Source organism: Paraburkholderia phenazinium (assembly GCF_900141745.1).
Lineage (GTDB): Bacteria > Pseudomonadota > Gammaproteobacteria > Burkholderiales > Burkholderiaceae > Paraburkholderia > Paraburkholderia phenazinium_B.
On record NZ_FSRM01000001.1, the window covers coordinates 2,762,171 to 2,782,238 of the forward strand.

Below are 20,068 nucleotides of genomic sequence, written 5' to 3' on the forward strand. Positions count from 1 at the left end.
GTCCTTGCTCTGAATGTTTTTTGCCGGGTTAACCCTTGATGCAAGGTGACCCAGAATGCCTGAAAGGTATAATCGGGTTCCGAAACGCGCTGTGAATGCAGAATAATGGACGCCAAAAGGCACCGTCCAACACTGATTGGGTATCGGGCTATATCCTGGAGGTATAGAGATGGAGTTGCGACACCTTCGCTATTTCGTGGCCGTTGCCGAGGAGCGCAATTTCACGCGTGCGGCGCAGCGGCTGCATATCGCCCAGCCACCATTGAGTCGTCAGATACAACAACTGGAAGAGATCCTTGGCGTGCAGCTATTCGAGCGCAACTCGCGTCCGCTGAAGCTGACGGAGACGGGCAAGTTCTTCTATTCCCACGCGGTGCAGGTGCTGGCTCAGACAGCCGAACTGGAATCCATGACGAGGCGCGTGGGCAACATCGAGCGCAGCCTTTCGGTCGGTTTTGTGGGTTCGACGTTGTATGGAATGCTGCCGAAAATCATCCGGCGCTTCCGCGACGAGAACACGACCGTCGAACTCAGTCTGCACGAGATGTCGACGATGGACCAGTTCAGAGCGCTGAAAGACGGCGTAATCGATATCGGATTTGGGCGTATCCGTCATGAGGATGCGAATATCCGCCGGGTGATTCTTCGTGAGGAGAAGATGATTGTGGCGCTGCCCGAGGGGCATCCACTTTCTCTCGTCAAGCCAGCCCTCGCGCTTGGAGATCTGGTCAACGAGACGCTGATTATTTTCCCCAAGGCGCCGCGACCCAGCTATGCAGACCAGGTGCTTTCGGCCTTCCACGACCGTGCGCTCAAGCCGCGCCGGATATACGAAGTACGGGAGCTACAGATTGCACTGGGTCTCGTAGCCGCGGGGGAAGGAATTGCTGTCGTTCCCAGCAGCGTATATGGCCTCAAGCGTGACGACGTGAGCTACAAGGAACTGGACGACCCCACGCTTGTATCACCAATCATAATGAGCATGCGTGCGCTGGACGAGTCGCGCGACATTCGGGAAATGCTTGAGCTTGTCTACCGGCTGTACGAGGAACAACAGATACCCCATGTACCGCGTACCGACTGGGGGCGGTAACGCGTACGAGAGGCACCGACGATTTTCAACCTCCATGGCAAGGCGCTTCCGCGAGTGACGTCTCGTGTTCGACGATGATCTGCCGGACGGTCATGGCCTGATCTCGCAACACGGGCCAGGCAGGAAGGTTGCTGTCCCATTCGATCAGCGTCGGCCTTGGTCCAGTACGCGATACGACATCCCTATACAGATTCCAGACGGGCTCAGAAATAGCGCGGTCGTGGCTATCTATCAGCAGCAGTTCGTTTTCGTCGTCGCGTTGCTCGCTATGTCCGGCCAGATGTATTTCGCCCACCTGATCAAACGGCAATTCGTCGAGATACGCCGCGGCTGAAAAGCCGTGATTGGTTGCCGAGACAAAAACGTTATTGATGTCCAACAGCAAGCCGCAACCGGTGCGTTGAACGACGCTGCGGATGAAGTCGGTTTCGCTCATCGTCGACGACGCGAAAGCGACATAGGTCGACGGATTCTCAAGAAGGATGGGGCGTTTGATCGCGTTCTGCACCTGCTCGATGTGTTCGCACACGTGCTCGAGCGTTTCTTTTGCGTACGGCAAAGGCAGCAGGTCGTTAAAAAACTGGCCGCCATGTGAGGACCATGCGAGGTGCTCTGACACCAGCGCGGGTTCGTAGCGTACAACCAGATCGCGAAAGCGCGCGAGATGAGCCGCATCCAGCGCGCCAGGGCCGCCGATCGACATGCACACACCGTGGATCGAGAGCGGATAGTGCTCGCGGATCGCAGCAAGCAGCCGATGCGGCGGACCGCCAGCCCCCATATAGTTTTCTGCGTGGACTTCGAAGAAGCCGTCTTTCAGTCCGTCCGCGAAAATATCGGCAAGATGTTCGTGCTTGAAACTGGTACCGACAAGGTGCTGCACGGCGGCCGGTGCATGAGGAGGACGGCCGCGCCCGTCGGGTCCGAGATGCGTCGTTCGGGTGAAATCGGTCATGGCCGCCTCCTGTCCTGTGCTGGCTTTTGCGGTCGGGAGGATCAGGACTTCAGCGGAGTCAGCGAGCCGTGGCCGCCACCGGGCACCTGGATATTCGTGCAGGTGCCGCCCTGAACGAACTTCCATGAGTTGCCCTGGAAATCCATCGCGGACGTACCCTGACAGGTGGTGCCGGGACCGGCGGCGCAGTCGTTCTGACCTTTCAGGGCGACGCCGTAGCACTTTTCCTTGTGAGCGGCGACAGCGGCACTAGCTTCCGCACTGGTGAGCGGTGCTGCATGGGCGGCCGAAGCGAGCAGGCTTGCGACGACGCCGGCGAGCAGGGTGGAGCTGACAGTGGCTTTGGCGGACATGGAAATTCTCCAGAAGTTGAAATAGAGGAGTACCCGTGCTGGATACGTCATCTAATTCGTGATCTGGAGATGTCCGGTTACAGGGAAAATTTATTTTTTTGCATTCGGCGCTACGGTGCGACGAAAGCAGGCGGCCCGATCAACGAGCCGGCAGAGCATTCCCGGTGTCGATTACCGTCGCCTACCACCGAAGCAGTTTGGGGCCCAGAACGGCCCCGAGCGCGACTGGAAGCAGCATGCCGGCCACGTACCAGACGCTCCAGAACGCGGGGCTCATCTCGGGGCAATGAAAGCAGTACGCGACCGTGGCGGTCGAGCTCGCCAGCAGGCCAGAGATGGCGGCAGCCAATCGTAGCCGGGTAGGAGCCAGTCCCTTGACCGCCCAGAAGATGGCGATGAAACCCGGAACGGACAGCAGGAGGATATTGAATGGGCAGGTGCGCCAGGTCTGCCCGAGTATCGCCGGCAAGCGGTATTGCGGCGCGGCACTGACGACGACCACCATTGCGGCAATCCAGACGATGACCACCGGCGTCACCATGACAGGCCATCCGGCTCCAATCCTGGCGCCGGGGCGTGCCAGCCGCACGGTCGCAACCAGGGCGCCGATTGCGATGCATAGCGGGAACGCGAGCTTTTCCCAGAAGATCGCGGTTTTGACGATGGCGCCCAGATCGGGGCGAATGCCAAATACCGTAGCCATCAATAGCGTCGCGCCAATAGCGGCGAGCGGCAGGGCGATGCCGAACCGACGGCCCGCAGTGCCACGTTTTACGGGCGTGATGCCGGTCGAGAGCAGTCCGACGAGATCATCCGTTCTCATGCGATTCTCCGGACGTATGTGGCCAGAGCCTTGAGCCCCCTGTGGATGCTGACCTTGACGGCCGACTCCGATAGCCCCGTCAACCGGGAGGCCTCCGCAACCGAAAGTCCTTGCAGCTTGACGTGCACGATCGAGAGCCGCTGCTTGTCCGGCAGGTGGTCCAGCAGTTTCCCGATATCGCGGCGGGCGTTGGCCGGTTCGTCGTCGACCTCGGCGAAAATGTCATCGTGCTCGTCAAGGGGCGTGTGCAACGACTCCCGTCGCGCACGCGTTCTGAAGAAATCCATAAGTTTATAACGCGCGATCGCGTGGACCCACGCGGTCAGCGGCTCATCCGGACGGTACGTATGACGTGCATTATGCACGGCTAGCAGGATTTCCTGGACGAGATCCTCGACGTCGTCGTGAAGTTGCGGAATCCGCTTGCGAAGAAAGCCTCGCAGGTGACGCGTCAGTTCGGACAGGAATGCGCGGTACTGCGATGCGTCGCCTGCAAGGCCCGCGACAAACAATGTTCTCAGACGCTCCTCTGCGGAGTACACGGTCATGATGTTCCTGTGCCTTGCGTTCTCAGGCCGCCAGATGGATGCGTGATGGCTGTGGTGTGATGGCAAAGGAGCTTTGCCATCACATCAGGTTATTTTAGATCGGATGATTTAGAATATCGCAATGTATGTGACGTTGCAATCGCGACCGGCGAGACGCGACACGATGGCTGGAGGGAGCATGGTTCGACCACGGGAATTCGATGAAAATGAGGTCCTCGATGCCGCCGCCCACCAGTTCTGGGTCTATGGCTACGAGGCGACTACTGTGCGGGATCTCGCTCAGTGCATGGGAATAACGGGGGCAAGTCTTTACAACGCGTTTGGGGACAAACGCTCGTTGTTCGAGCGGGCGTTGACACACTACATTGCAAGAAGCTTCGGCGACCGGGTGTCGAGATTCGAGGTCAACCTGCCGCCGCTCGATGCCATCAGGGCGTTCTTTCGGGAGATTGTCGAACGCTCGGTTAGCGACAGGGATCGTAAGGGATGCCTGCTGGTGAATTCGGCGCTCGAGGTCGCGCCACACGACGCGGGCTTTCAGGCGACGATCGCCAACGTGCTGGTGGCCGTAGAAGCGTTTTTCCGGCGCTGTGTGCACGCCGGCCAGCAGGCCGGCGAGATTTCGACTGCACAGTCCGCCGACGATCTTGCGCGGTTGCTGCTGGGCGTTCATCTCGGCATACGGGTGCTTGCCCGGACCAGGCCGGACCGTGCGCTGCTGGAGGGAGTCGTGCGGCCGGCGCTGGCGCTGCTCGAGGTTGGAGCGGCGAGCCGTCAATGAGCGGGGCGGATCGCCGTTCCATGCCAGGAACGTTGGCAACGTAGTTGGCAGCACTCCGGCGCCTGAAACCGCGCGATCGATGAGATGCTTCATGTCCTCGAACACGGAGATGTTGTCGTTGACGCACAAGCGCGACATCATCGCGAAGTAATGAGTGGCATGGCATTGGAGCGGGCGTATGGATTTCGATGTGATCGTGCTGGGAGCCGGAATGGTTGGCGTGTCGAGCGCGCTGCATCTGCAGGATCGCGGACGCCGCGTGGCACTCGTCGACCGGCGCGGCCCGGGTGAGGAGACCAGCTTCGGCAATGCCGGGCTGATCGAAAGTTCGTCTGTGGTCCCGTACGCCTTTCCACGCCATCCCGCTACGCTGCTGCGCTATCTGCGCAATCAATCGACGGACCTTTACTGGGACTACAAGGCGCTGCCGACGTTTGCGTCGTGGCTCGCGCGCTTCTGGTGGGAGTCGTCCCCGAGCCGCCTCGAAGCTGCTGCGCGTGACATGTTTCCGTTGATCCGGCGAAGCGTCGTCGAACACGATGCGTTGATCGCACGCGCAGGCCTTGCCAGCCTCGTGCATCACGGCGGCTGGCTCGAGGCATTCCGTACGGAGGCAGAATTTGAACGGCAATCCGCAGTAGCCGAAGCGAAAGCGCGTACCCATGGATTGCGCGTGACGCCGCTCGATGCCGCCGCACTCCAGGCGCGCGAATGCGGTCTCGCACCGGGATTCAGTGGCGCGTTGCATTGGCAAGATCCGGCGAGCGTTGCCAACCCCGGCGCGTTGACGAAGGGCTACGCGCGACTGTTCGAGGAAGGTGGCGGCCAGCTTTTGACCGGCGAGGCGACCACGCTGCGCCAGCAGGCCGACGCATGGACCGTGCAGACATCGCAAGGCATGGTCAGCGCCAGGGAGGTTGTAGTAGCCCTCGGACCATGGTCCGACAAGATTTTCGCACCGCTCGGTTATCGCATACCGCTGCGGGCGAAGCGCGGTTATCACATGCATTACGAGCCCACCCGGGCGATGCTCTCCGTGCCGCTTGTCGACACGGAGAAAGGCTACGTGATCGCGCCCATGCAAGGACGCCTGCGGTTGACGACCGGCGTGGAGATCGCCCGACGTGAGGCGGCGCCGACGGGCATTCAACTGGGTCGGGCGGAGCAAATTGCCCGACCCATCTTCGGCCTCGGCCAGCGGCTGGACAACGCGCCCTGGCTTGGCCTGCGTCCCTGTACGCCGGATATGCGGCCGGTTATCGGAGCTGCACCTCGTCATCGCGGGCTCTGGTTCTCGTTTGGCCACAACCATCACGGGTTGACACTCGGCCCCGTGTCAGGCCGCCTGCTGGCGGAAATGATGACTGGCGCAACGCCTGTTGCCGATCCCTATCCGTTTCGTCCCGAGCGATTCCGGTAGGCGACATAGAGGCGACCGACCCAGGAATGAGGGTGAGTTGCCTTTCTCCTGGCGACATGGCGGAGCCTGGTCCGGAAGTGCATCGCAAATAGTTAGCAACGCTAACCAGCCCAGGAAGCCACCATGGTATTGAACGTCTGAGCATTACGGCAATGGAAAAGATGACCCTCGCCAGCCACAGCGTCGAGCGCAAGTCCAGTTTCCTGCCAGTAGTGATCGATACGGGCGGCCTGCAGCACCTTATCGCCTTGTGGCGAAACGATCCGGATGCGGGCTTTGTCGCCTGCGCTCAGGGCTGCAAGCGTCGGGCGGTGGTCGAACACGCGGCCAATAATGGCGAGCCGTACTGCCGCGGGAGTGAACAGATTGAACCCCGTGACACCTTGTACCTGTGCCTCGCCTGGCGCCGCTCGCGATAGCTCGTCCTGGTAGCACAGTTCGACGAAGCCGGTCAGTCCTGCTGCAATGTCAGTATGACTGTTGAGTTCCCCCGTATAGGGATTGATCGGTGTCGTTTTCAACAGCGTCGTGATGGCGCCGGCGCTAAACACGGTATCGGCGCCCCCATCGGCATTCCCCGGCGCGAGGACGACGGGGGAGGTTGCCAGCAGGACGGCCTTGCCGATGCCAGCCAGCCCACCTTGTGCGGCAATGTAGTCTTGCAGCACGGTTCCGCCGTAGGACCAGCCAATCACCGTTGGCGCGCTCAGGCCCAGGCCGTCGATTACCGCATGCAGATCGGCCGCTGCCAGCGCAGTCGCGTTCCCAGGCTGCCCGTCGCCGTGTGCTGTATCGATCTGCGCCCCGGGCCGGGCACTTACGCCGTCCACCGCCGCGTAAGAACCCTGTGACGTCCCGTGACCACGCAGATCGAACGCCACCATCCTGTACTTCGCGCGCAGCGAGGGGTCGGTCAACTGGGCGATCCACGACATCCACGACTGCGAGATGCCGTGGATGAACACAATGGCTGACCCGCGCGGGTTTCCGCTCTGAACCACATTCAACCGAACATTGTCGTTTGTTAGTACGCTGGTGAACTCAAGCATTGAAACTACTCCGTGCATGTCGCGGGCTGCGGCAGCAGCCGGTTAGGGGAGGGCGAAGGGCAGACGAACCGTCAGGCGGGGACAAGCCGCTCAGGCCGCTTGCGCTCGCCTGATGCGGTGGAAACTCCGGTCGAAGTAGATCAGTCCGTCTCCGTCGTCGCGCACGCAGATCCGGGTGGCTTCAACAAACATGACCGAGTGCGAGCCGACCTCTTTCAGTTCGACAATTCTTCCCTGGATGCTCGCGAGCGCGTCGCGCAACACGGGCACACCCGCCAGGCCATCGTCCCAGATCGGCCAGCCGAAACGTTCTTCCATCGGCACCTGCGTTTGACCTGCAAAGTGCTTGGCGAGCATCTCATGCTCGGCCGGCAGCACGTTGACGCAGACCTTGCCGTTGCCTTCGAAAGTCGCATGCATCGCGCTCGAACGGTTCAGGCAAACGAGCATTGTGGGCGGCGTATCGGTCACGGAGCACACGGCGCTCGCCGTAATGCCACAACGTCCGAGCGCGCCGGCAGTTGTAATCACATTGACGGCCGCGCTAAGGTGGGCCATGGCCTGACGAAACTGTTTGCGGGCGTCGGCGTCCTGGTTTGGCAAATCGGTTTGCAGCATGAGCAGCCTTCGTGCGAGCAGATTGAAACGGAGTGGACCGTGCGTACTGTATGGGTCAACTAATCATCAGTGCAGCAAGCGTACGTGATGCACGAACGGAAAAAAATGCGTGAGAGTGACATCCCGCTCGCTGTCTTCCCTAAGTGTTCTAAAGCTTTTACCAGGTGGCAATCTGAGGTGCAGCGGATAAGCTTGTGCGACGCACAACCTGAACACCGGGCGCAAAGAGATCCGCGAATATTTCTGTCATGCTCTTTTTTCGCTGGTTATCATTGAATAGCGTCAAACGTGGCGCGAGTGTTTTTCTGGTGTTCTGCTTTTCCTTCCAACCGTTGAGCCAGCCAATGACTTCGCCGACCCCAATCGTGTACATCGTCGATGACGACAACGGTATGCGCACATCGCTGTCATGGCTTCTGGAGTCGGTGGGTATCCGCTCCGTCGGGTTCGCCAATCCTGCCGAGTTTCTGCGCGACTTCGATTCGCGAGTAGCCGCCTGTCTGGTGCTCGATGTACGCATGCCGCAGGCTAGCGGTTTTGACGTGCAGGCAGAACTGCAGCGACAGGGCGCAACGCTGCCCATCATTTTTGTTAGTGGGCATGGCGACATTCCGATGTCGGTGCGCGCGCTGCAAAACGGCGCAATCGATTTTGTCGAGAAACCGTACAACTCCCAGCAGATGCTCGACCGCGTACAGCGTGCATTGAAGCTCGCTACGCAGCGTCACGATGCAAGCCAGAAACACCGCGAGTTACGTCGGCGGATCGACTCACTGACTGCTCGCGAGAAGGAGGTGTTGCGTGGTGTAGTCGAAGGGAAAGGCAGCAAGCGCATTGCCGCCGATCTTTCGATTAGCGTAAAAACGGTCGACGTGCACCGCGCAAGCATCAAGGACAAGGTTGGCGCGCCATCGATCGCGCAACTGGTGCGCGATGTGATGGCCGTCTGGGATCAGGACGCGCCGGCCGACGATAAGCAACGCTGAGCGCGCCCGTCGGCGTTTTATGGCGCTGCGACGCCACACCACACCACACCACGCCACACCGCATCGGAAGGCCCGTCTATCGCATGAACAGGCCACCGTTGACATCCCAGCACGCGCCGTTGGCGAAGTACGCGTTTTCGGCCGCGAGCAGCGCTGCGATATCCGCGACGTAATCTGCCGATCCCAGCTTGCCCACCGGAATATTGCCGATCACGGCGGCCAGTTTGTCGGCCGGTACGCTCTGGTGCACGATGGGCAGGTCCATTGGGCCCGGCGAGATCGCGTTGACGGTGACCCCGGCTGCGGCGAGGTCGCGTGCGAAGACCTTGGTGAGTGTCAGCACGCCGCCCTTGGCCGCAGCATAGTGGGCGCCTGTGGCCGAGCCGCCATTCTGTCCGGCAAGCGATGCGACATTCACGATACGCCCCGCGCCGACGTTGGCGAAGTGTGCGCCGAATACCTGGCAGCCGAACAGCACACTACGCAGATTAACGTTAATAACCTGATCGAACTGCTCGGCGCTGATGTCCATCACGGGGACGACCTTCGAGACACCCGCGTTGTTCACGAGCACATCGATGCGTCCCCAACGGTCTATCAAGGCGTCGCGAGCAGCCTCGAACGCCGCTTTCGACGTGACGTCCAGTTCGAGTGCACAGGCGCTCGAGCCGTCGGCGCTGAGATCGCGCGCGAGGGCTTGAGCGGCGTCGTGTGCAATGTCGCCGATCGCAACACGATAGCCCGCGGCATGAAAGCGGGCGGCGATGACGGCACCGAGACCGCCGGCCGCGCCGGTGACAAGGACTACTCTGGTCGACATTTTTCCAGCTCCAGGAAAAGGCGCTGCACAACGTACGGGACGCGTGCACGTTGACAGCAACTACGATGCCGCTTCATTGCGTAGGCCTCGGCTTACGGGGCAGCCACGGCAACCGGTGGCACGGCCAGCGCACGTCCAACCCGCGCCTCGATTTTGCCGTAGCGCCACAGGTTGTATTCGCCGACCGGTGTCGTGCGGTACAGGTTGCATACCGCGACGGCAGTATCGAAGTCGGCGACGTCGGCCATGATGTAGAAGGTCCACGGTGCGTTCTCCGCGTTGCCGACCGTCAGGCGATCGTCATCCATGATGCCGAGCACCTTGACGCCTTCCATCGCTTCGACAGCGGCCAGCATTTTTCCGTAGGCCTGCCAGACCTCACCGATTTTTTCGCGCGGCAGATCGAAGAAATTTTGCGTGACGCCGCAACAAAACAGCACACGCAGCGGCAGCAATTGACTGTCCGACATCGGGTTAATCCTCGTTAGAGATGAAATGATAGAAACACGGCGCATGGCGCCGCGTGGTGCAGGAACCGCTTACAGGTAGCCAGGAATCGGCGGCACGCCGACGAACACCGCACCTGCTCCGTCGAAGTTGCCCTCGCCCAAGAACGCGTGTTGCGTGACCACCATCGAGTCGCGCAATAGCCGCTGTAGCGGATGGGTGCGATAGATGGCAGGCGTTCCGCCGAGACGGTAGGCGCGATGCACGACGTCTGCTCCTTCACGGGCGATGTGCGTGGCCGACAGGCGCAGCAGGCTTACCTGTTCGGGGGTGACGGGGTTGCCGGCGAGGATCGACTGCCACACGTCGTCGGTCGTGTCGTAGAAGAACGCGCGAGCCGAGCGCAACTGCGCTTCCGCCTTGGCCAGCTCGATCCGGTAGTAAGCGCGATCTGCCAGTTGCGGTGCACCAGTGGTCGTCTTGCGGCCGCCCGACATCTGGTTGGCGACGTCAAGCGCCGCGCGCGCAAGGCCCAGATTCACTACGGCCAGCACTTGCGCCGCATAGGCGATCGTCGGATAGCGGTAGAGCGGTTCGTCGACGGTGGGCTCGCCTCCGCGCACGAAGGTCCATGCTTCCGGTACGAACTGGTCGGTCACGCGCAGGTCGTGACTGCCCGTGGCCTGCATGCCGACCACATTCCAGTTCTCGACGATGTCTACCTGATGCGGCCGGAATACGGCCGTGCGCGGTTTGCCTCCAGTGGGGCCGCCCACGCCGATGCCCACACCGAGCCAGTCGGCTCCCTTGCAGCCGCTCGCAAACTTCCACGTGCCATTAACGCGCCAGCCGCCTTCGACCGGTTGCCCAGGTTGCACCGGAAACAGACCGCCCGCGAACGCCTGATCGGGACCGTCGGCGTAGATTTGCGCCTGGGTTTCGAGTGGGAGTGCGGCGAGATATACATTGGCGGAGCCGAAGCTTGCCACCCAGGCCGTGGAGCCATCGGCTACCGCGATGCGCTCAATGATCTGCAGGAAAGCGCCGGGCGCCAGCGCATCGCCGCCAAAACGCTGCGGCGTGCCGGCGCGATACACACCGGCCCGTTTGAGCAGCGCAATCACTTCGCGCGGGACATGCGACAGGCGTTCGAACTCCTCACGATGGGCGGCGATCTCGGCGATCACCTGATCGAGCGGCAACGAGGCGGTGGCAGTCGTGCGTCTACCGTCTTTCGGGGACAACGGGTGTGCGGCAGGGGCACTCGGGGCCACAGCGTCGGAGAGGGCGCTATCGATGGCGGACATGAGGGGTTCCTTGGGTCGCGAATGACAAACTCGGGTGAAAACAGAACTAGAAACACGGCGTGCAGATCGGGCGGAATGCGCCGTGCCAACATGGACCCAGTCTAGAAAAGTAGAAAGCACGCTTCAATTGGGGCGCAGTACATCCATTTAGGTAGCGCCCCCGTACGCCCTAAAGAAATCTTCAGATGGTGCCGGCACAAGGAAATGTTATGGTTCACGGCATACACCTACCGCGCTGTTGTGCGCTCTGTGGATCATGACCTTTCCTGCCGAAGAAGACTTTCGTAGCCTGCTGGAAGCACTCACGCTGTGTGTGCTGCTGCACGACGCCAGGACGAAGGCGATTGTGTGGGCCAATCGTGCCGCCTGCGATGCGCTTGGCTTCACGGTTGACGAGTTGCTGCCGCTGAAGGCGCCCGACATGACGCGGCCTGCGCCGCAATATCGCCGGGAAATCGGTGTCGGTGCGATGGATCGCTCGATTTCCAACGGCCCGCAGGTCTACGAGTGGTGTTACCGCTCGCGAACCGGCGTCGACATGCTGTCGGAAGCGATCGCGACGTACGTGCCGCTGCGCGAGCGCGACGTCGTGATGGTGCAGTTTCGCGACATCAGCGCCGAAGAGGCACTGCGCCAGAAACTGCGTCGCTATGAATCTCGGCTGCGCGAATTCATGCAGGATCTCGGCGAAGGCGTCGCCGTGCTCACCCTGCAGGGCCGGGTGGAGTTCATCAGCGAATCGGGGCGTCGTGTGCTCGGCATGGATGAACAGTCCGCAATGGGGGAGGTGCTCGACTATTGCAGCGAACAGGACCGCGACCGTCTGATCGCGCAGCTCGACAATGCGCCCCGCCTGCGGCCATCGGAGCCACAGCGCTATCGCATTACGCGTCGGGATGGCGCGATTCGCTGGTTGCGCATTACGTGCCGGCACATCGAGATCGAAGACGATCTCAACGGCCGTCTGATTCACTTTCGCGACATTACCGACGATGTCGAGATCGAGGAGGTCCGCCGCACGGAGGCTCGCATGCTCGAATATGCGGGCCGCTATAACGCCCTGGGCGAAATGGCGACCGCGATTGCTCACGAACTGAGCCAGCCGCTGGCAGCGATACGCAATTTCATTGAAGGCGCGATTCGCCGTCTCGCGCAGCCGGGTCCGCCCGACGATGCGATCTGGGGATTGCGCAGCGCCGACCGGCAAGCCGAGCACGCGGCCCTGATCATCAAGAGCGTGCGCGAATATATCGTCAAACGTGAGCCGATCGAATCGCACGCGGATCTGCGCGAGGTGCTGGCCGATGTTGCGTATTTCATCGAGTTGCGTGCGAAAGATGCCAATGTCACGGTCTCCATCGAGCAGGCGAGCGAACCGTTGCCGGTGTTTTGCGAGCGGATCCTGATCGGACAAGTGATCCTCAACCTTGCGTTTAACGCCATTGATGCGCTCGCGCACATGCCTTTGCCGCGCCGCCAGTTGCATCTGGCGACCCTGCAGGACGGCACCCAGGCGCTCGTGCAGGTGATCGACCGCGGGCCTGGCGTGCCTGCCGATGCTCATGGGCGCCTGTTCGACGGCTTTTCTTCGTCGAAGGTGGGCGGCAACGGCATCGGCTTGACGCTGTGCAAGAACATCGTGACGCGGCATGGTGGTCAGATATGGGCGAAACCCGTCGCGCAAGGCGGTCTCGAGTGCTGTTTCTCGCTGCCGCTTGCATAGGCGGCCAGAGTGGCGTTACTCGTGCGGCGTGCCTGGTTGCGTGGTGTGGCCAGGTGGATTGGTCATGTCGATCGAAAACTCAAAGGTCGAGCACCAGTACCGCCGATTTCGAGCGCGATACGCAGCAGCAAATCACCTTGCCGCTTGCGCGCTCCGCTTTGCTAAGACAATGGTCACGATGCTCCGGTTCGCCGCTCGCGACGTCGACCATGCAGGTGCCGCAGATGCCTTCACCGCACGACGTTTCCACTTCGATGCCGATTTCCGCCAACGCGTCGACGATCGACGTAGATACATCGACACGCACAGTAACGCCGCTGCTCGCAATCCTGACCTCGAACGTGTCAAGGCCGCTTTCGACATTGCCGGCGGCCACAGGCGCTGCGAAGCGTTCCAGATGAACCGCGTCCTCGCTCAGACGAGTTGAGCCGATCTCGACCACGCGGTCCATGAACGGCGCGGGCCCGCAAGTGTAGAGATGCGTGCCTTCGCGGACGTCGGCGATACATGAACTCAACACCGCATCCAGTTTGTCACGTTCGACGCCGAAGTGAAACTGCACGTGACCCGCAAATGGTGCGCTCGACAGGAGGGGCAGGAAGGCGGCGTGTTGCTCGCTGCGCGCGAAGTAGTGCAGGATGAACGGGGCATGCTGCCGGACTAGCTGATACGCCATGCTGAGCAAAGGCGTGATACCGATGCCCGCCGCGATCAACACATGGTCGCCGGCGTCGGGACATAACTGGAACAGATTGCGCGGAGCGCCGATCGTCAGTTCGTTACCGACCTTGACGTCGTCGTGCAGCGAGCGGGAACCCCCTCGCGACTGCGTCTCGCGCTTGACCGCAAAAGTGTGCACATCGTGCCGCGCCGGGTCGCCGCACAACGAGTACTGACGTGTGACGCCGGCAGGGCTCGTCACATCGATATGCGCGCCCGGTTCGTAGCGATCGAACGGCAGGCCGTCGATACGCGAGACGCTAAACGAGCGGATATCGCTTGCTTCGTCGTGAACAGCGTCGACCCGAACGCTGAGTGTGGTTGTTTCCATGGTCTTGCTGGGCGCTTGAGGCGAGAAGTAAGCAGGCCGCATGCAACGCTGCATGCGGTAGTTCGGCAAGCGTAGAGCTATCTGGTGAATCAGGCAAATCGATTAAAAATTGGTTGTTAAATAAGTGCGATGGATATTAAGCGGCAGGGAGGGACACGCAATACTCCCGCATTCCTGATATCTGTCGGCCTAATAACTTGAAATATTTTCGATCGATTTGACCGATATATACGGTGCCTCCACACTGGGTGCACCTTGAATCTGAAGCGATGCTGCAATGTTGTACGCAAGCAGAGCCAGATCGACGGGTCGGCAGATCACGCTTTTCCATTATTAATAAGGATAGCTGATTGTACTGAAGGAGACTGCCGAGAATTCCCGCTTTGAAATGACAGTTTCGAGGCGGGAGTCCCCATGTAGCGCTGTGCCCTAAAAAATCTAAAGACGGTCCTCACTGAAGGCCGACATACTTGAAGGTGGAGAATTTTTCGATGAAGAAACTGCTTTTTGGCGCGCTCTGCGCTACCTGCGGCGCATCTGCAGTGCACGCGCAGAGTTCGGTCACCCTGTACGGGCTCATGGATGTCGGTATCACCTCGGTGTCGAATCAAGGCGGAAGCCGCGACATCTCGCTTGCTACGGGCATGCTCTCGCCCAACCTGTTCGGTATCACCGGTGTGGATGATCTTGGCGGTGGTCTGAAGGCGATCTTCAAGCTTGAAGGGCAGTTCGAAATGGGCACTGGTGCGCTCGATGGAACCGAGTTCGGCCGTCAATCATGGGTGGGCCTGGAAAGCGTCAGTTGGGGGGCGCTGACGGCCGGAAATCAGTATGACTACATGTTTACTTCGCTGTCGAAAAACCGGCTTGGCCCCGAGCTGCCCCTCGTGTCGATGAACAACCTGCGGCAAGGTCCTTTCGCGGCGCTGGGAAAACCACTGGTCCCAACCGGCGACTTCGATTTCGATCGTACCGCGGGCGCGCAACGGTTGAACAATTCATTGCGCTATCAGTCGGCGTCGATCGACGGGCTGACCGTCGGCGGGATGTATGAGTTTGGGGGCGTGGCGGGATCGCTTGGCAACAGCAGTGCCTACAGCTTCGGGGCGGACTTTATCAAGGGTACGTACTCCATCGACGCCGCCTACACGATGGTGAAATACGCCGCGATCAACAACGGCAACAGCGGCATCCGGAACTTCGGCTTCGGTGGCCGGATTGCAGTACTCGACGGATGGGCGGACGTGCTCTACACGAACACGCTGAACACGTTCACCGGCGCGCAGATCAATGTGTTCGAAGTCGGCGGGACCTATCCGCTCACGACATTCGCGAGCATCGGAGTTTCATACGACTACATGAAGGGGAATCAGGTGCTGGATGGCAACAAGGCGAATCAGTTCAACCTGACGCTCGACTATGGGTTGTCCAAAAGTACCGATGTGTACCTCAGCGCGGTGTATCAGCGCGCAAGCGGCGACCCTGCTACGGCGCAAGCGTGGATTATCGGCACGGGCGCAGCATCGTCGGATGGCAATCAGACTCTTGTGCGCGTGGGGATGCGACACCTCTTCTGATAGACGGCGAGGTTATTGATGCATGGGAAACTCAAAGCGCCTGAAATTTGCCGATGATCTCTGCCATCAACAGGCGTAACCACAGATTCCCTTCGTCCTTGTCAAAATTGGCATGCCAGTGCAGCGTCACGGCGGCGCCAGGCAATCGCACGGGTGGTTCATAGATAGCGAACTGCCCGTCGCGATTGAAGATATGCGCGAGGCGCCGCGGCAGCGTGGCGTACCAATCGGTCACTCCAAGCACGTTCGGCACCGATGCGAAGCGCGACAGTTCAAGTGCCACCGTGGGATGAATGCCCTGGGCACGAAGCGCGTCGTTAACGCTATGGTGGCTGTGCTCGATCGACGTGACACGCACGTGAGCCGCTTCGTTGAACTGCTGTGGCGTCAGCGTCGCGCTACGAGGCAGGCCCGGCCGCCGACGCGTCATGCAGACATAGGTTTCCTCGAACAACGTCAGGTGGCTTGTCGTGGCGGTAAGGCGCGGCAAATGACCGATTGCGAAATCGAGCCGGTTCGCACGCATCGCCTCGTCGATTTCATCAATGGGCGTTGCACCCACCTGCAACTTTATATGTGGCGCGCGCTGACCGAGCGCTTCGCAGATGGGCGGTAAATAGGCAAGCTCGCCCGCATCCGATAGGGAAAGACGAAAGGTTCGCGCGCTGATGACCGGGTCGAACCGTTCGGCGTGGCGCATGGCTTCGCGTACCGTATCCAAAGCGCGCCCGACGATCTCCGACAGTTCCAGCGCAGTAGGGGTTGGCTGCATGCCGGAACGGGTACGGATAAAAAGCGGGTCGTTGAAGAGTGTGCGCAAGCGCCCCAATGAATAGCTGATGGCAGGCTGCGAAAGGGTCAACCGTTCGCCCGCCTGCGTCAGGCTGCGCTCTTCGACAATGGCGTGAAACACGCGCAGCAGATTCAGGTCGATGCTATCTATCGAGTTCATTTTGCGGCACGTGAAGGGAGGAGGGAGATACATGTTGGGCTGGCATTGAATGTAGTCTCACGTCAATTTTGTGCATATAAGTAGCACTAACACCCCGCGTAAAGATTTCTTTAGGCAGGGTGGGGCGAGTGAGTGACAAGGTTTCGAAAGCAGGCTGGACGAAAACTGGATGCCCTATAGAAGACAGATGGGCAACGGAAGCAACGTCGTGATGAAAGAGGCAAGCTCGCCGGTCAAAGTGAATGGCCGGCATTGGGGTGCCGTCAGACTGGCGTATCTGCCGTGATCCTTGAGCCTGTGGCAAAGGGCTCGTTGACCTTTGCCACGGTTGACTTGCCGGCTTCGCGGGCAATACTCAGGCGAAACTGCTTGCAGCCCAGCCACAGCAGGCCGATTGCCAGCAGCGTCGCAATGAGGTTGACGGCCGACATCGACATGCCCACCATTTTCGGCGAACCGAATACCTGGTCGGTCAGTAGTGCCACAAGTGTCGTGCCGATCCCCAGTGCGATCAGGTTGGAAATCAGCAGGAAAACAGCAGAAATCTGCGCACGCATCTGATTGGGCGAGAGCGTCTGCATCGCGGCGGTGGAAGTCGGCATTGGGAACGAGGCGAAGAACATTGCCACTACCAGCAAGCCTAGCGATAACGTCAGGTTACTCACTTGCGTGAACATCACAGCCGGCACGAGCATGCCAATTGCGCCGATGGTGCCCGCGAGCATCGGCCCATCCGCGCGGCCCTTCTTCATCAGCCAGTCGTTGAGCCAGCTGCCGCAAAACACGCCGGTGGTATTGGCGATCAACAGGATCGCGCCGAGGGTGTAGCCAGCTTCGACCGGCGACAGTCCAAAGCGGCGCATATAGAATGCGGGTGTCCAGCTCATCAGGCAATACAGTGTCATGGCGTAGAACGAGAAGCCGAGGTAGTGGCATGCGAACGTTTTGCCGTGCTCGCGGATAAAGCGCAGCGAGTCCAGCATCGATACGCGCCTCGCCTGGCCCGTGCTGTCTTGAACCAGTCCTTTACGTTGCGGATCTCGCACGGTGAGGATAAAGAGCAACGCCACCAGAAAACCAGGCAAGCCGACAATTACGAACGTCAGCTGCCATGAGTGGATATCGCCAAGCAGGGGCACGGACAGGGTGGTTATCTGTTTGAGCAGATGAATGACATAGCCGCCGATCAGAAACGCAACGCCCCCGCCAATAAACGAGCCGAGCGAATAGATGGCCACCGCACGTCCGAGCTTCTCTTTAGGAAAGTAGTCGCTCAACATCGAATAGGTGCCAGGCGATAGCGCTGCTTCGCCCACTCCCACGCTTAGGCGTGCCAGGAACATTTGAACGAAGGTCTGGCTGACCCCGCATGCGGCGGTCGCAAGACTCCACAACGCAATCCCGGTTGCGATGATGCGCGGGCGCGCGAAGCGGTCCGCGAGATACGCGAGCGGCATGCCCATGACCGCATAAAACAGCGAGAACGCAAAGCCGTGCAAAAGGCTGAACTGCGTGTCGCTCAAATGCAGGTCTCTTTTGATCGGCTCGATCATCAGCGCCAGCACCTGCCGGTCGACGAAAGAAAACACATACGCAAGCATGCAAATCAACACCACGTACCATTCGTATGTATAGCGCCTGCGCAGAGGCGTGCTGCTGGTTGAAGCGGCCATTCGGTTCTCCTGTATTCGGGATTCAGCCGTGTAAGACGGTTCTGTGTGTGCTTGAGCATTGCGAGGGTCGCCAACGAGCGATCCGAAATGCAGCGTACGCAAACAAATTTCCGGAAGATATGCGCAATGTCTTCAGCAGTACTGTTGCTTTTCCCTAAGGGGATAAAGGTTTCACCAGGGGGAGGGGTGTGCAAAGGCGTGTGCGGTAGAGATGAGGCTGAGGTTCGCGAACGCGGGCAATCGCAGTGAAGGCAGCGTGCAGACTCTTGATCACTCGGGTTAGTACTCGTTTGACGGTAGCGAACGTAACCGTCGAGAATGGTCTGATTTACATTGTCGGGGGTGACGCCGGTGCTTCAGGAATTGGCGAAGAATATTTGGACCGCTTCGGTTCATCATTCTTTCATCGGTTTGCACGTCGGCACGCGGATGACTGTGATTCGCCTGTCATCGGGCTAGCTGCTGCTGCATTCGCCCGTCGCGACCGATTGATTGGAGACCTCCCATGAGCAGATTGCTGCTGGCGATGGCCATCGTGTTCACCGCCGTCGGCGCGGCGACTTCAGCTCGCGCGGACGTGGATTCAGACACGGCCGCCATCACGAATCGGCTGCAACGTTGGACGGAGGCGTTCAACGCTCGCGATGCTGCAGGGGTCTGCGACCTGTTCGCCCCCGATCTGATTTCGACCGTTCCCGAGGCGCCTGATGGTAGCCGGGACGCGCTCTGCGGGCGGCTAAAGGCTGTGCTGGCAAAACCTGAGTTGCAACTTCACTACGACAGTCCCGATCTTCGCGAGATCATTGTTTCCGGGGATATCGCCATAGTCCGGCTGTTCTGGACACTTACTGCGCAGAAGGGGGGCAAGTCGAGCGTGAGTACCGAAGCGGGGATGGACATTTTCAAACGGCAGCCCGATGGCAAGTGGTCCATTGCCCGGTTCATTTCGTTCAGCGCTACGCCGAACGAAGTGCTTCCGTAAGCAGCCGCTCGTTGCGGCGAAGACTTGTCCCCGAGTTCAGCTCGTCGATTATGAAATCCGCACCAACCGCTCGCGCACATACCGCGCAAACTCCTGCGCAGCAGGTGGCACGACTGACGGCAGGCGCAGATTAATCGAAAAGTTTGGCAAGCCAGGGAGATCATCGTCGCCACTCAGAATCTCGAGGTCGGCGGGGATGGTCGAGGCGAGCCATGCGGTAACAGCCAGGTCGCTGCGTACGGTGGCGGTGGTGGCCTCGAGGTTGCCGCTCTCGAACACGGTGCGCCATTCGATGCCCTGGTCGCGAAGTGCCGCCAGCACCACCGGCCTGAAGCCACAGGAATCGGCGACCATCGAGATAGGCAGCGGCCGTTTCAGATGCGCGTTTCCGCCGCGCGCGCCGACCCACACGAGCTGCTCGACGCGCAGGCATTCGCCGCTCGCCACACCAGCAGTTTCCTCTACGACCGCGAGATCGAGCGAACCGACGTCCATCGCATCGCTCAGTTCAGGAGACGTTGCGCACACCAGTGATACCTCGACGTTCGGATAAGCCTCGCCGAACGCCTTGAACACCGGTGGAAAGTGCGTTCCGACCAGATCATACGGAACGCCGACCCTGAGCTTGCCGTACACCGGGTGCGCCGTCATGTCGACCCAGATTTCGTCGTTCATGCCGAGCAGGCGCTTCGCCTTGCCGAGAAAACGTTCGCCGACGGGCGATAGTTCGAGCCGGCGCCCGTCGCGCTCGAACAGGACACAATCGAAGGTTTCCTCCAGCCGCTTGATCTGCTGGCTGACCGCGCCTTGCGTCAGATGAAGGATATTCGCCGCGACCGTCATGCTGCCGGTGTCGGCCACCGTCACGAACGTGCGGACGAGGGTGATGTCGAGATTCCTGTTCATACAG

The 20,068-nt window shown here is 60.3% G+C and carries 20 protein-coding genes; 7 read left to right on the forward strand and 13 right to left on the reverse strand.

Features of this window, described 5'->3' with window-relative positions:
• Window positions 1-169 precede the first annotated feature (169 nt).
• Complete coding sequence (locus BUS06_RS12525) at window positions 170-1,093, forward strand: LysR family transcriptional regulator (protein ID WP_074264542.1); 924 nt, start codon at window positions 170-172, stop codon at window positions 1,091-1,093.
• 25 nt (window positions 1,094-1,118) lie between these two features.
• Here the strand turns inward: BUS06_RS12525 and bufB are convergent, their stop codons facing one another.
• The 4 genes from bufB to BUS06_RS12545 form a co-directional block, all read right to left on the reverse strand.
• Window positions 1,119-2,048 carry an MNIO family bufferin maturase gene (bufB, locus tag BUS06_RS12530; protein WP_083611409.1) on the reverse strand — a complete coding sequence of 310 codons (930 nt, stop codon included), beginning with the start codon at window positions 2,046-2,048 and terminating at the stop codon, window positions 1,119-1,121.
• Between the two features lie 41 nt (window positions 2,049-2,089).
• Window positions 2,090-2,401 carry a BufA1 family periplasmic bufferin-type metallophore gene (locus BUS06_RS12535; RefSeq protein WP_074264537.1) on the reverse strand — a complete coding sequence of 104 codons (312 nt, stop codon included), beginning with the start codon at window positions 2,399-2,401 and terminating at the stop codon, window positions 2,090-2,092.
• Between the two features lie 181 nt (window positions 2,402-2,582).
• The gene (locus BUS06_RS12540) at window positions 2,583-3,224 is read right to left on the reverse strand and encodes a DUF1109 domain-containing protein (RefSeq protein WP_074264543.1); all 642 of its coding nucleotides are present in this window, start codon (window positions 3,222-3,224) and stop codon (window positions 2,583-2,585) included.
• Complete coding sequence (locus BUS06_RS12545; RefSeq protein WP_074264544.1) at window positions 3,221-3,772, reverse strand: sigma-70 family RNA polymerase sigma factor; 552 nt, start codon at window positions 3,770-3,772, stop codon at window positions 3,221-3,223. The genes BUS06_RS12540 and BUS06_RS12545 overlap by 4 nt, the downstream gene beginning before the upstream one ends.
• Before the next feature lie 178 nt (window positions 3,773-3,950).
• Between BUS06_RS12545 and BUS06_RS12550 the strand changes: the two genes are divergently transcribed.
• Window positions 3,951-4,553, forward strand: coding sequence for a TetR/AcrR family transcriptional regulator (locus tag BUS06_RS12550; RefSeq protein ID WP_074264545.1), 603 nt, complete (start codon window positions 3,951-3,953; stop codon window positions 4,551-4,553).
• A 178-nt stretch (window positions 4,554-4,731) separates the two neighbouring features.
• Window positions 4,732-5,973, forward strand: a complete 1,242-nt coding sequence (locus BUS06_RS12555) for an NAD(P)/FAD-dependent oxidoreductase (protein ID WP_074264546.1) — start codon at window positions 4,732-4,734, stop codon at window positions 5,971-5,973.
• Between the two features lie 101 nt (window positions 5,974-6,074).
• Here the strand turns inward: BUS06_RS12555 and BUS06_RS12560 are convergent, their stop codons facing one another.
• Together BUS06_RS12560 and hpaC are read right to left on the reverse strand one after the other, a co-directional pair.
• A complete protein-coding gene (locus BUS06_RS12560; RefSeq protein ID WP_074264547.1) occupies window positions 6,075-7,022 on the reverse strand; it encodes an alpha/beta fold hydrolase in 948 nt (315 codons plus the stop codon).
• A 90-nt stretch (window positions 7,023-7,112) separates the two neighbouring features.
• A complete protein-coding gene (gene hpaC / locus BUS06_RS12565) occupies window positions 7,113-7,640 on the reverse strand; it encodes a 4-hydroxyphenylacetate 3-monooxygenase, reductase component (RefSeq protein ID WP_074264548.1) in 528 nt (175 codons plus the stop codon).
• Window positions 7,641-7,984: 344 nt separating this feature from the next.
• On the opposite strand from hpaC, the gene BUS06_RS12570 reads away from it, so the two are divergent.
• Window positions 7,985-8,626, forward strand: coding sequence for a response regulator transcription factor (locus BUS06_RS12570; protein WP_074264549.1), 642 nt, complete (start codon window positions 7,985-7,987; stop codon window positions 8,624-8,626).
• Between the two features lie 76 nt (window positions 8,627-8,702).
• Here BUS06_RS12570 and BUS06_RS12575 read toward each other — a convergent pair whose 3' ends face one another.
• From BUS06_RS12575 to BUS06_RS12585, 3 genes are all read right to left on the reverse strand, one after another.
• A complete protein-coding gene (locus BUS06_RS12575; protein ID WP_074264550.1) occupies window positions 8,703-9,446 on the reverse strand; it encodes an SDR family NAD(P)-dependent oxidoreductase in 744 nt (247 codons plus the stop codon).
• Window positions 9,447-9,538: 92 nt separating this feature from the next.
• The gene (locus BUS06_RS12580) at window positions 9,539-9,916 is read right to left on the reverse strand and encodes a hypothetical protein (RefSeq protein WP_074264551.1); all 378 of its coding nucleotides are present in this window, start codon (window positions 9,914-9,916) and stop codon (window positions 9,539-9,541) included.
• Window positions 9,917-9,985: 69 nt separating this feature from the next.
• The gene (locus tag BUS06_RS12585; protein WP_074264552.1) at window positions 9,986-11,200 is read right to left on the reverse strand and encodes an acyl-CoA dehydrogenase family protein; all 1,215 of its coding nucleotides are present in this window, start codon (window positions 11,198-11,200) and stop codon (window positions 9,986-9,988) included.
• Window positions 11,201-11,456: 256 nt separating this feature from the next.
• On the opposite strand from BUS06_RS12585, the gene BUS06_RS12590 reads away from it, so the two are divergent.
• A complete protein-coding gene (locus tag BUS06_RS12590) occupies window positions 11,457-12,923 on the forward strand; it encodes a PAS domain-containing sensor histidine kinase (RefSeq protein WP_074266067.1) in 1,467 nt (488 codons plus the stop codon).
• 79 nt (window positions 12,924-13,002) lie between these two features.
• On the opposite strand, the gene BUS06_RS12595 is transcribed toward BUS06_RS12590, so the two are convergent.
• Window positions 13,003-13,974 (reverse strand): PDR/VanB family oxidoreductase, encoded by a 972-nt coding sequence (locus tag BUS06_RS12595; protein ID WP_074266068.1) that lies wholly within the window; start codon window positions 13,972-13,974, stop codon window positions 13,003-13,005.
• Between the two features lie 491 nt (window positions 13,975-14,465).
• Between BUS06_RS12595 and BUS06_RS12600 the strand changes: the two genes are divergently transcribed.
• A complete protein-coding gene (locus BUS06_RS12600) occupies window positions 14,466-15,551 on the forward strand; it encodes a porin (RefSeq protein ID WP_074264553.1) in 1,086 nt (361 codons plus the stop codon).
• A 31-nt stretch (window positions 15,552-15,582) separates the two neighbouring features.
• Here the strand turns inward: BUS06_RS12600 and BUS06_RS12605 are convergent, their stop codons facing one another.
• Both BUS06_RS12605 and BUS06_RS12610 read right to left on the reverse strand, forming a co-directional pair.
• Window positions 15,583-16,503, reverse strand: a complete 921-nt coding sequence (locus tag BUS06_RS12605; protein ID WP_074264554.1) for a LysR family transcriptional regulator — start codon at window positions 16,501-16,503, stop codon at window positions 15,583-15,585.
• Between the two features lie 263 nt (window positions 16,504-16,766).
• Window positions 16,767-18,176 carry a spinster family MFS transporter gene (locus tag BUS06_RS12610; RefSeq protein ID WP_074264555.1) on the reverse strand — a complete coding sequence of 470 codons (1,410 nt, stop codon included), beginning with the start codon at window positions 18,174-18,176 and terminating at the stop codon, window positions 16,767-16,769.
• A gap of 505 nt (window positions 18,177-18,681) precedes the next feature.
• Between BUS06_RS12610 and BUS06_RS12615 the strand changes: the two genes are divergently transcribed.
• Window positions 18,682-19,158 carry a YybH family protein gene (locus tag BUS06_RS12615; RefSeq protein ID WP_074264556.1) on the forward strand — a complete coding sequence of 159 codons (477 nt, stop codon included), beginning with the start codon at window positions 18,682-18,684 and terminating at the stop codon, window positions 19,156-19,158.
• A 48-nt stretch (window positions 19,159-19,206) separates the two neighbouring features.
• Here BUS06_RS12615 and BUS06_RS12620 read toward each other — a convergent pair whose 3' ends face one another.
• Window positions 19,207-20,064 carry a LysR family transcriptional regulator gene (locus BUS06_RS12620; protein ID WP_074264557.1) on the reverse strand — a complete coding sequence of 286 codons (858 nt, stop codon included), beginning with the start codon at window positions 20,062-20,064 and terminating at the stop codon, window positions 19,207-19,209.
• Between the last annotated feature and the right edge of the window lie 4 nt (window positions 20,065-20,068).

What these genes read in the sequence shown, in the direction of transcription:
- BUS06_RS12525 (WP_074264542.1), top strand. Translation starts at nt 170, where the DNA reads ATGGAGTTGCGACACCTTCGCTATTTCGTGGCCGTTGCCGAGGAGCGC.
- bufB (WP_083611409.1), bottom strand. Translation starts at nt 2,048, where the DNA reads ATGACCGATTTCACCCGAACGACGCATCTCGGACCCGACGGGCGCGGC.
- BUS06_RS12535 (WP_074264537.1), bottom strand. Translation starts at nt 2,401, where the DNA reads ATGTCCGCCAAAGCCACTGTCAGCTCCACCCTGCTCGCCGGCGTCGTC.
- BUS06_RS12540 (WP_074264543.1), bottom strand. Translation starts at nt 3,224, where the DNA reads ATGAGAACGGATGATCTCGTCGGACTGCTCTCGACCGGCATCACGCCC.
- BUS06_RS12545 (WP_074264544.1), bottom strand. Translation starts at nt 3,772, where the DNA reads ATGACCGTGTACTCCGCAGAGGAGCGTCTGAGAACATTGTTTGTCGCG.
- BUS06_RS12550 (WP_074264545.1), top strand. Translation starts at nt 3,951, where the DNA reads ATGGTTCGACCACGGGAATTCGATGAAAATGAGGTCCTCGATGCCGCC.
- BUS06_RS12555 (WP_074264546.1), top strand. Translation starts at nt 4,732, where the DNA reads ATGGATTTCGATGTGATCGTGCTGGGAGCCGGAATGGTTGGCGTGTCG.
- BUS06_RS12560 (WP_074264547.1), bottom strand. Translation starts at nt 7,022, where the DNA reads ATGCTTGAGTTCACCAGCGTACTAACAAACGACAATGTTCGGTTGAAT.
- hpaC (WP_074264548.1), bottom strand. Translation starts at nt 7,640, where the DNA reads ATGCTGCAAACCGATTTGCCAAACCAGGACGCCGACGCCCGCAAACAG.
- BUS06_RS12570 (WP_074264549.1), top strand. Translation starts at nt 7,985, where the DNA reads ATGACTTCGCCGACCCCAATCGTGTACATCGTCGATGACGACAACGGT.
- BUS06_RS12575 (WP_074264550.1), bottom strand. Translation starts at nt 9,446, where the DNA reads ATGTCGACCAGAGTAGTCCTTGTCACCGGCGCGGCCGGCGGTCTCGGT.
- BUS06_RS12580 (WP_074264551.1), bottom strand. Translation starts at nt 9,916, where the DNA reads ATGTCGGACAGTCAATTGCTGCCGCTGCGTGTGCTGTTTTGTTGCGGC.
- BUS06_RS12585 (WP_074264552.1), bottom strand. Translation starts at nt 11,200, where the DNA reads ATGTCCGCCATCGATAGCGCCCTCTCCGACGCTGTGGCCCCGAGTGCC.
- BUS06_RS12590 (WP_074266067.1), top strand. Translation starts at nt 11,457, where the DNA reads ATGACCTTTCCTGCCGAAGAAGACTTTCGTAGCCTGCTGGAAGCACTC.
- BUS06_RS12595 (WP_074266068.1), bottom strand. Translation starts at nt 13,974, where the DNA reads ATGGAAACAACCACACTCAGCGTTCGGGTCGACGCTGTTCACGACGAA.
- BUS06_RS12600 (WP_074264553.1), top strand. Translation starts at nt 14,466, where the DNA reads ATGAAGAAACTGCTTTTTGGCGCGCTCTGCGCTACCTGCGGCGCATCT.
- BUS06_RS12605 (WP_074264554.1), bottom strand. Translation starts at nt 16,503, where the DNA reads ATGAACTCGATAGATAGCATCGACCTGAATCTGCTGCGCGTGTTTCAC.
- BUS06_RS12610 (WP_074264555.1), bottom strand. Translation starts at nt 18,176, where the DNA reads ATGGCCGCTTCAACCAGCAGCACGCCTCTGCGCAGGCGCTATACATAC.
- BUS06_RS12615 (WP_074264556.1), top strand. Translation starts at nt 18,682, where the DNA reads ATGAGCAGATTGCTGCTGGCGATGGCCATCGTGTTCACCGCCGTCGGC.
- BUS06_RS12620 (WP_074264557.1), bottom strand. Translation starts at nt 20,064, where the DNA reads ATGAACAGGAATCTCGACATCACCCTCGTCCGCACGTTCGTGACGGTG.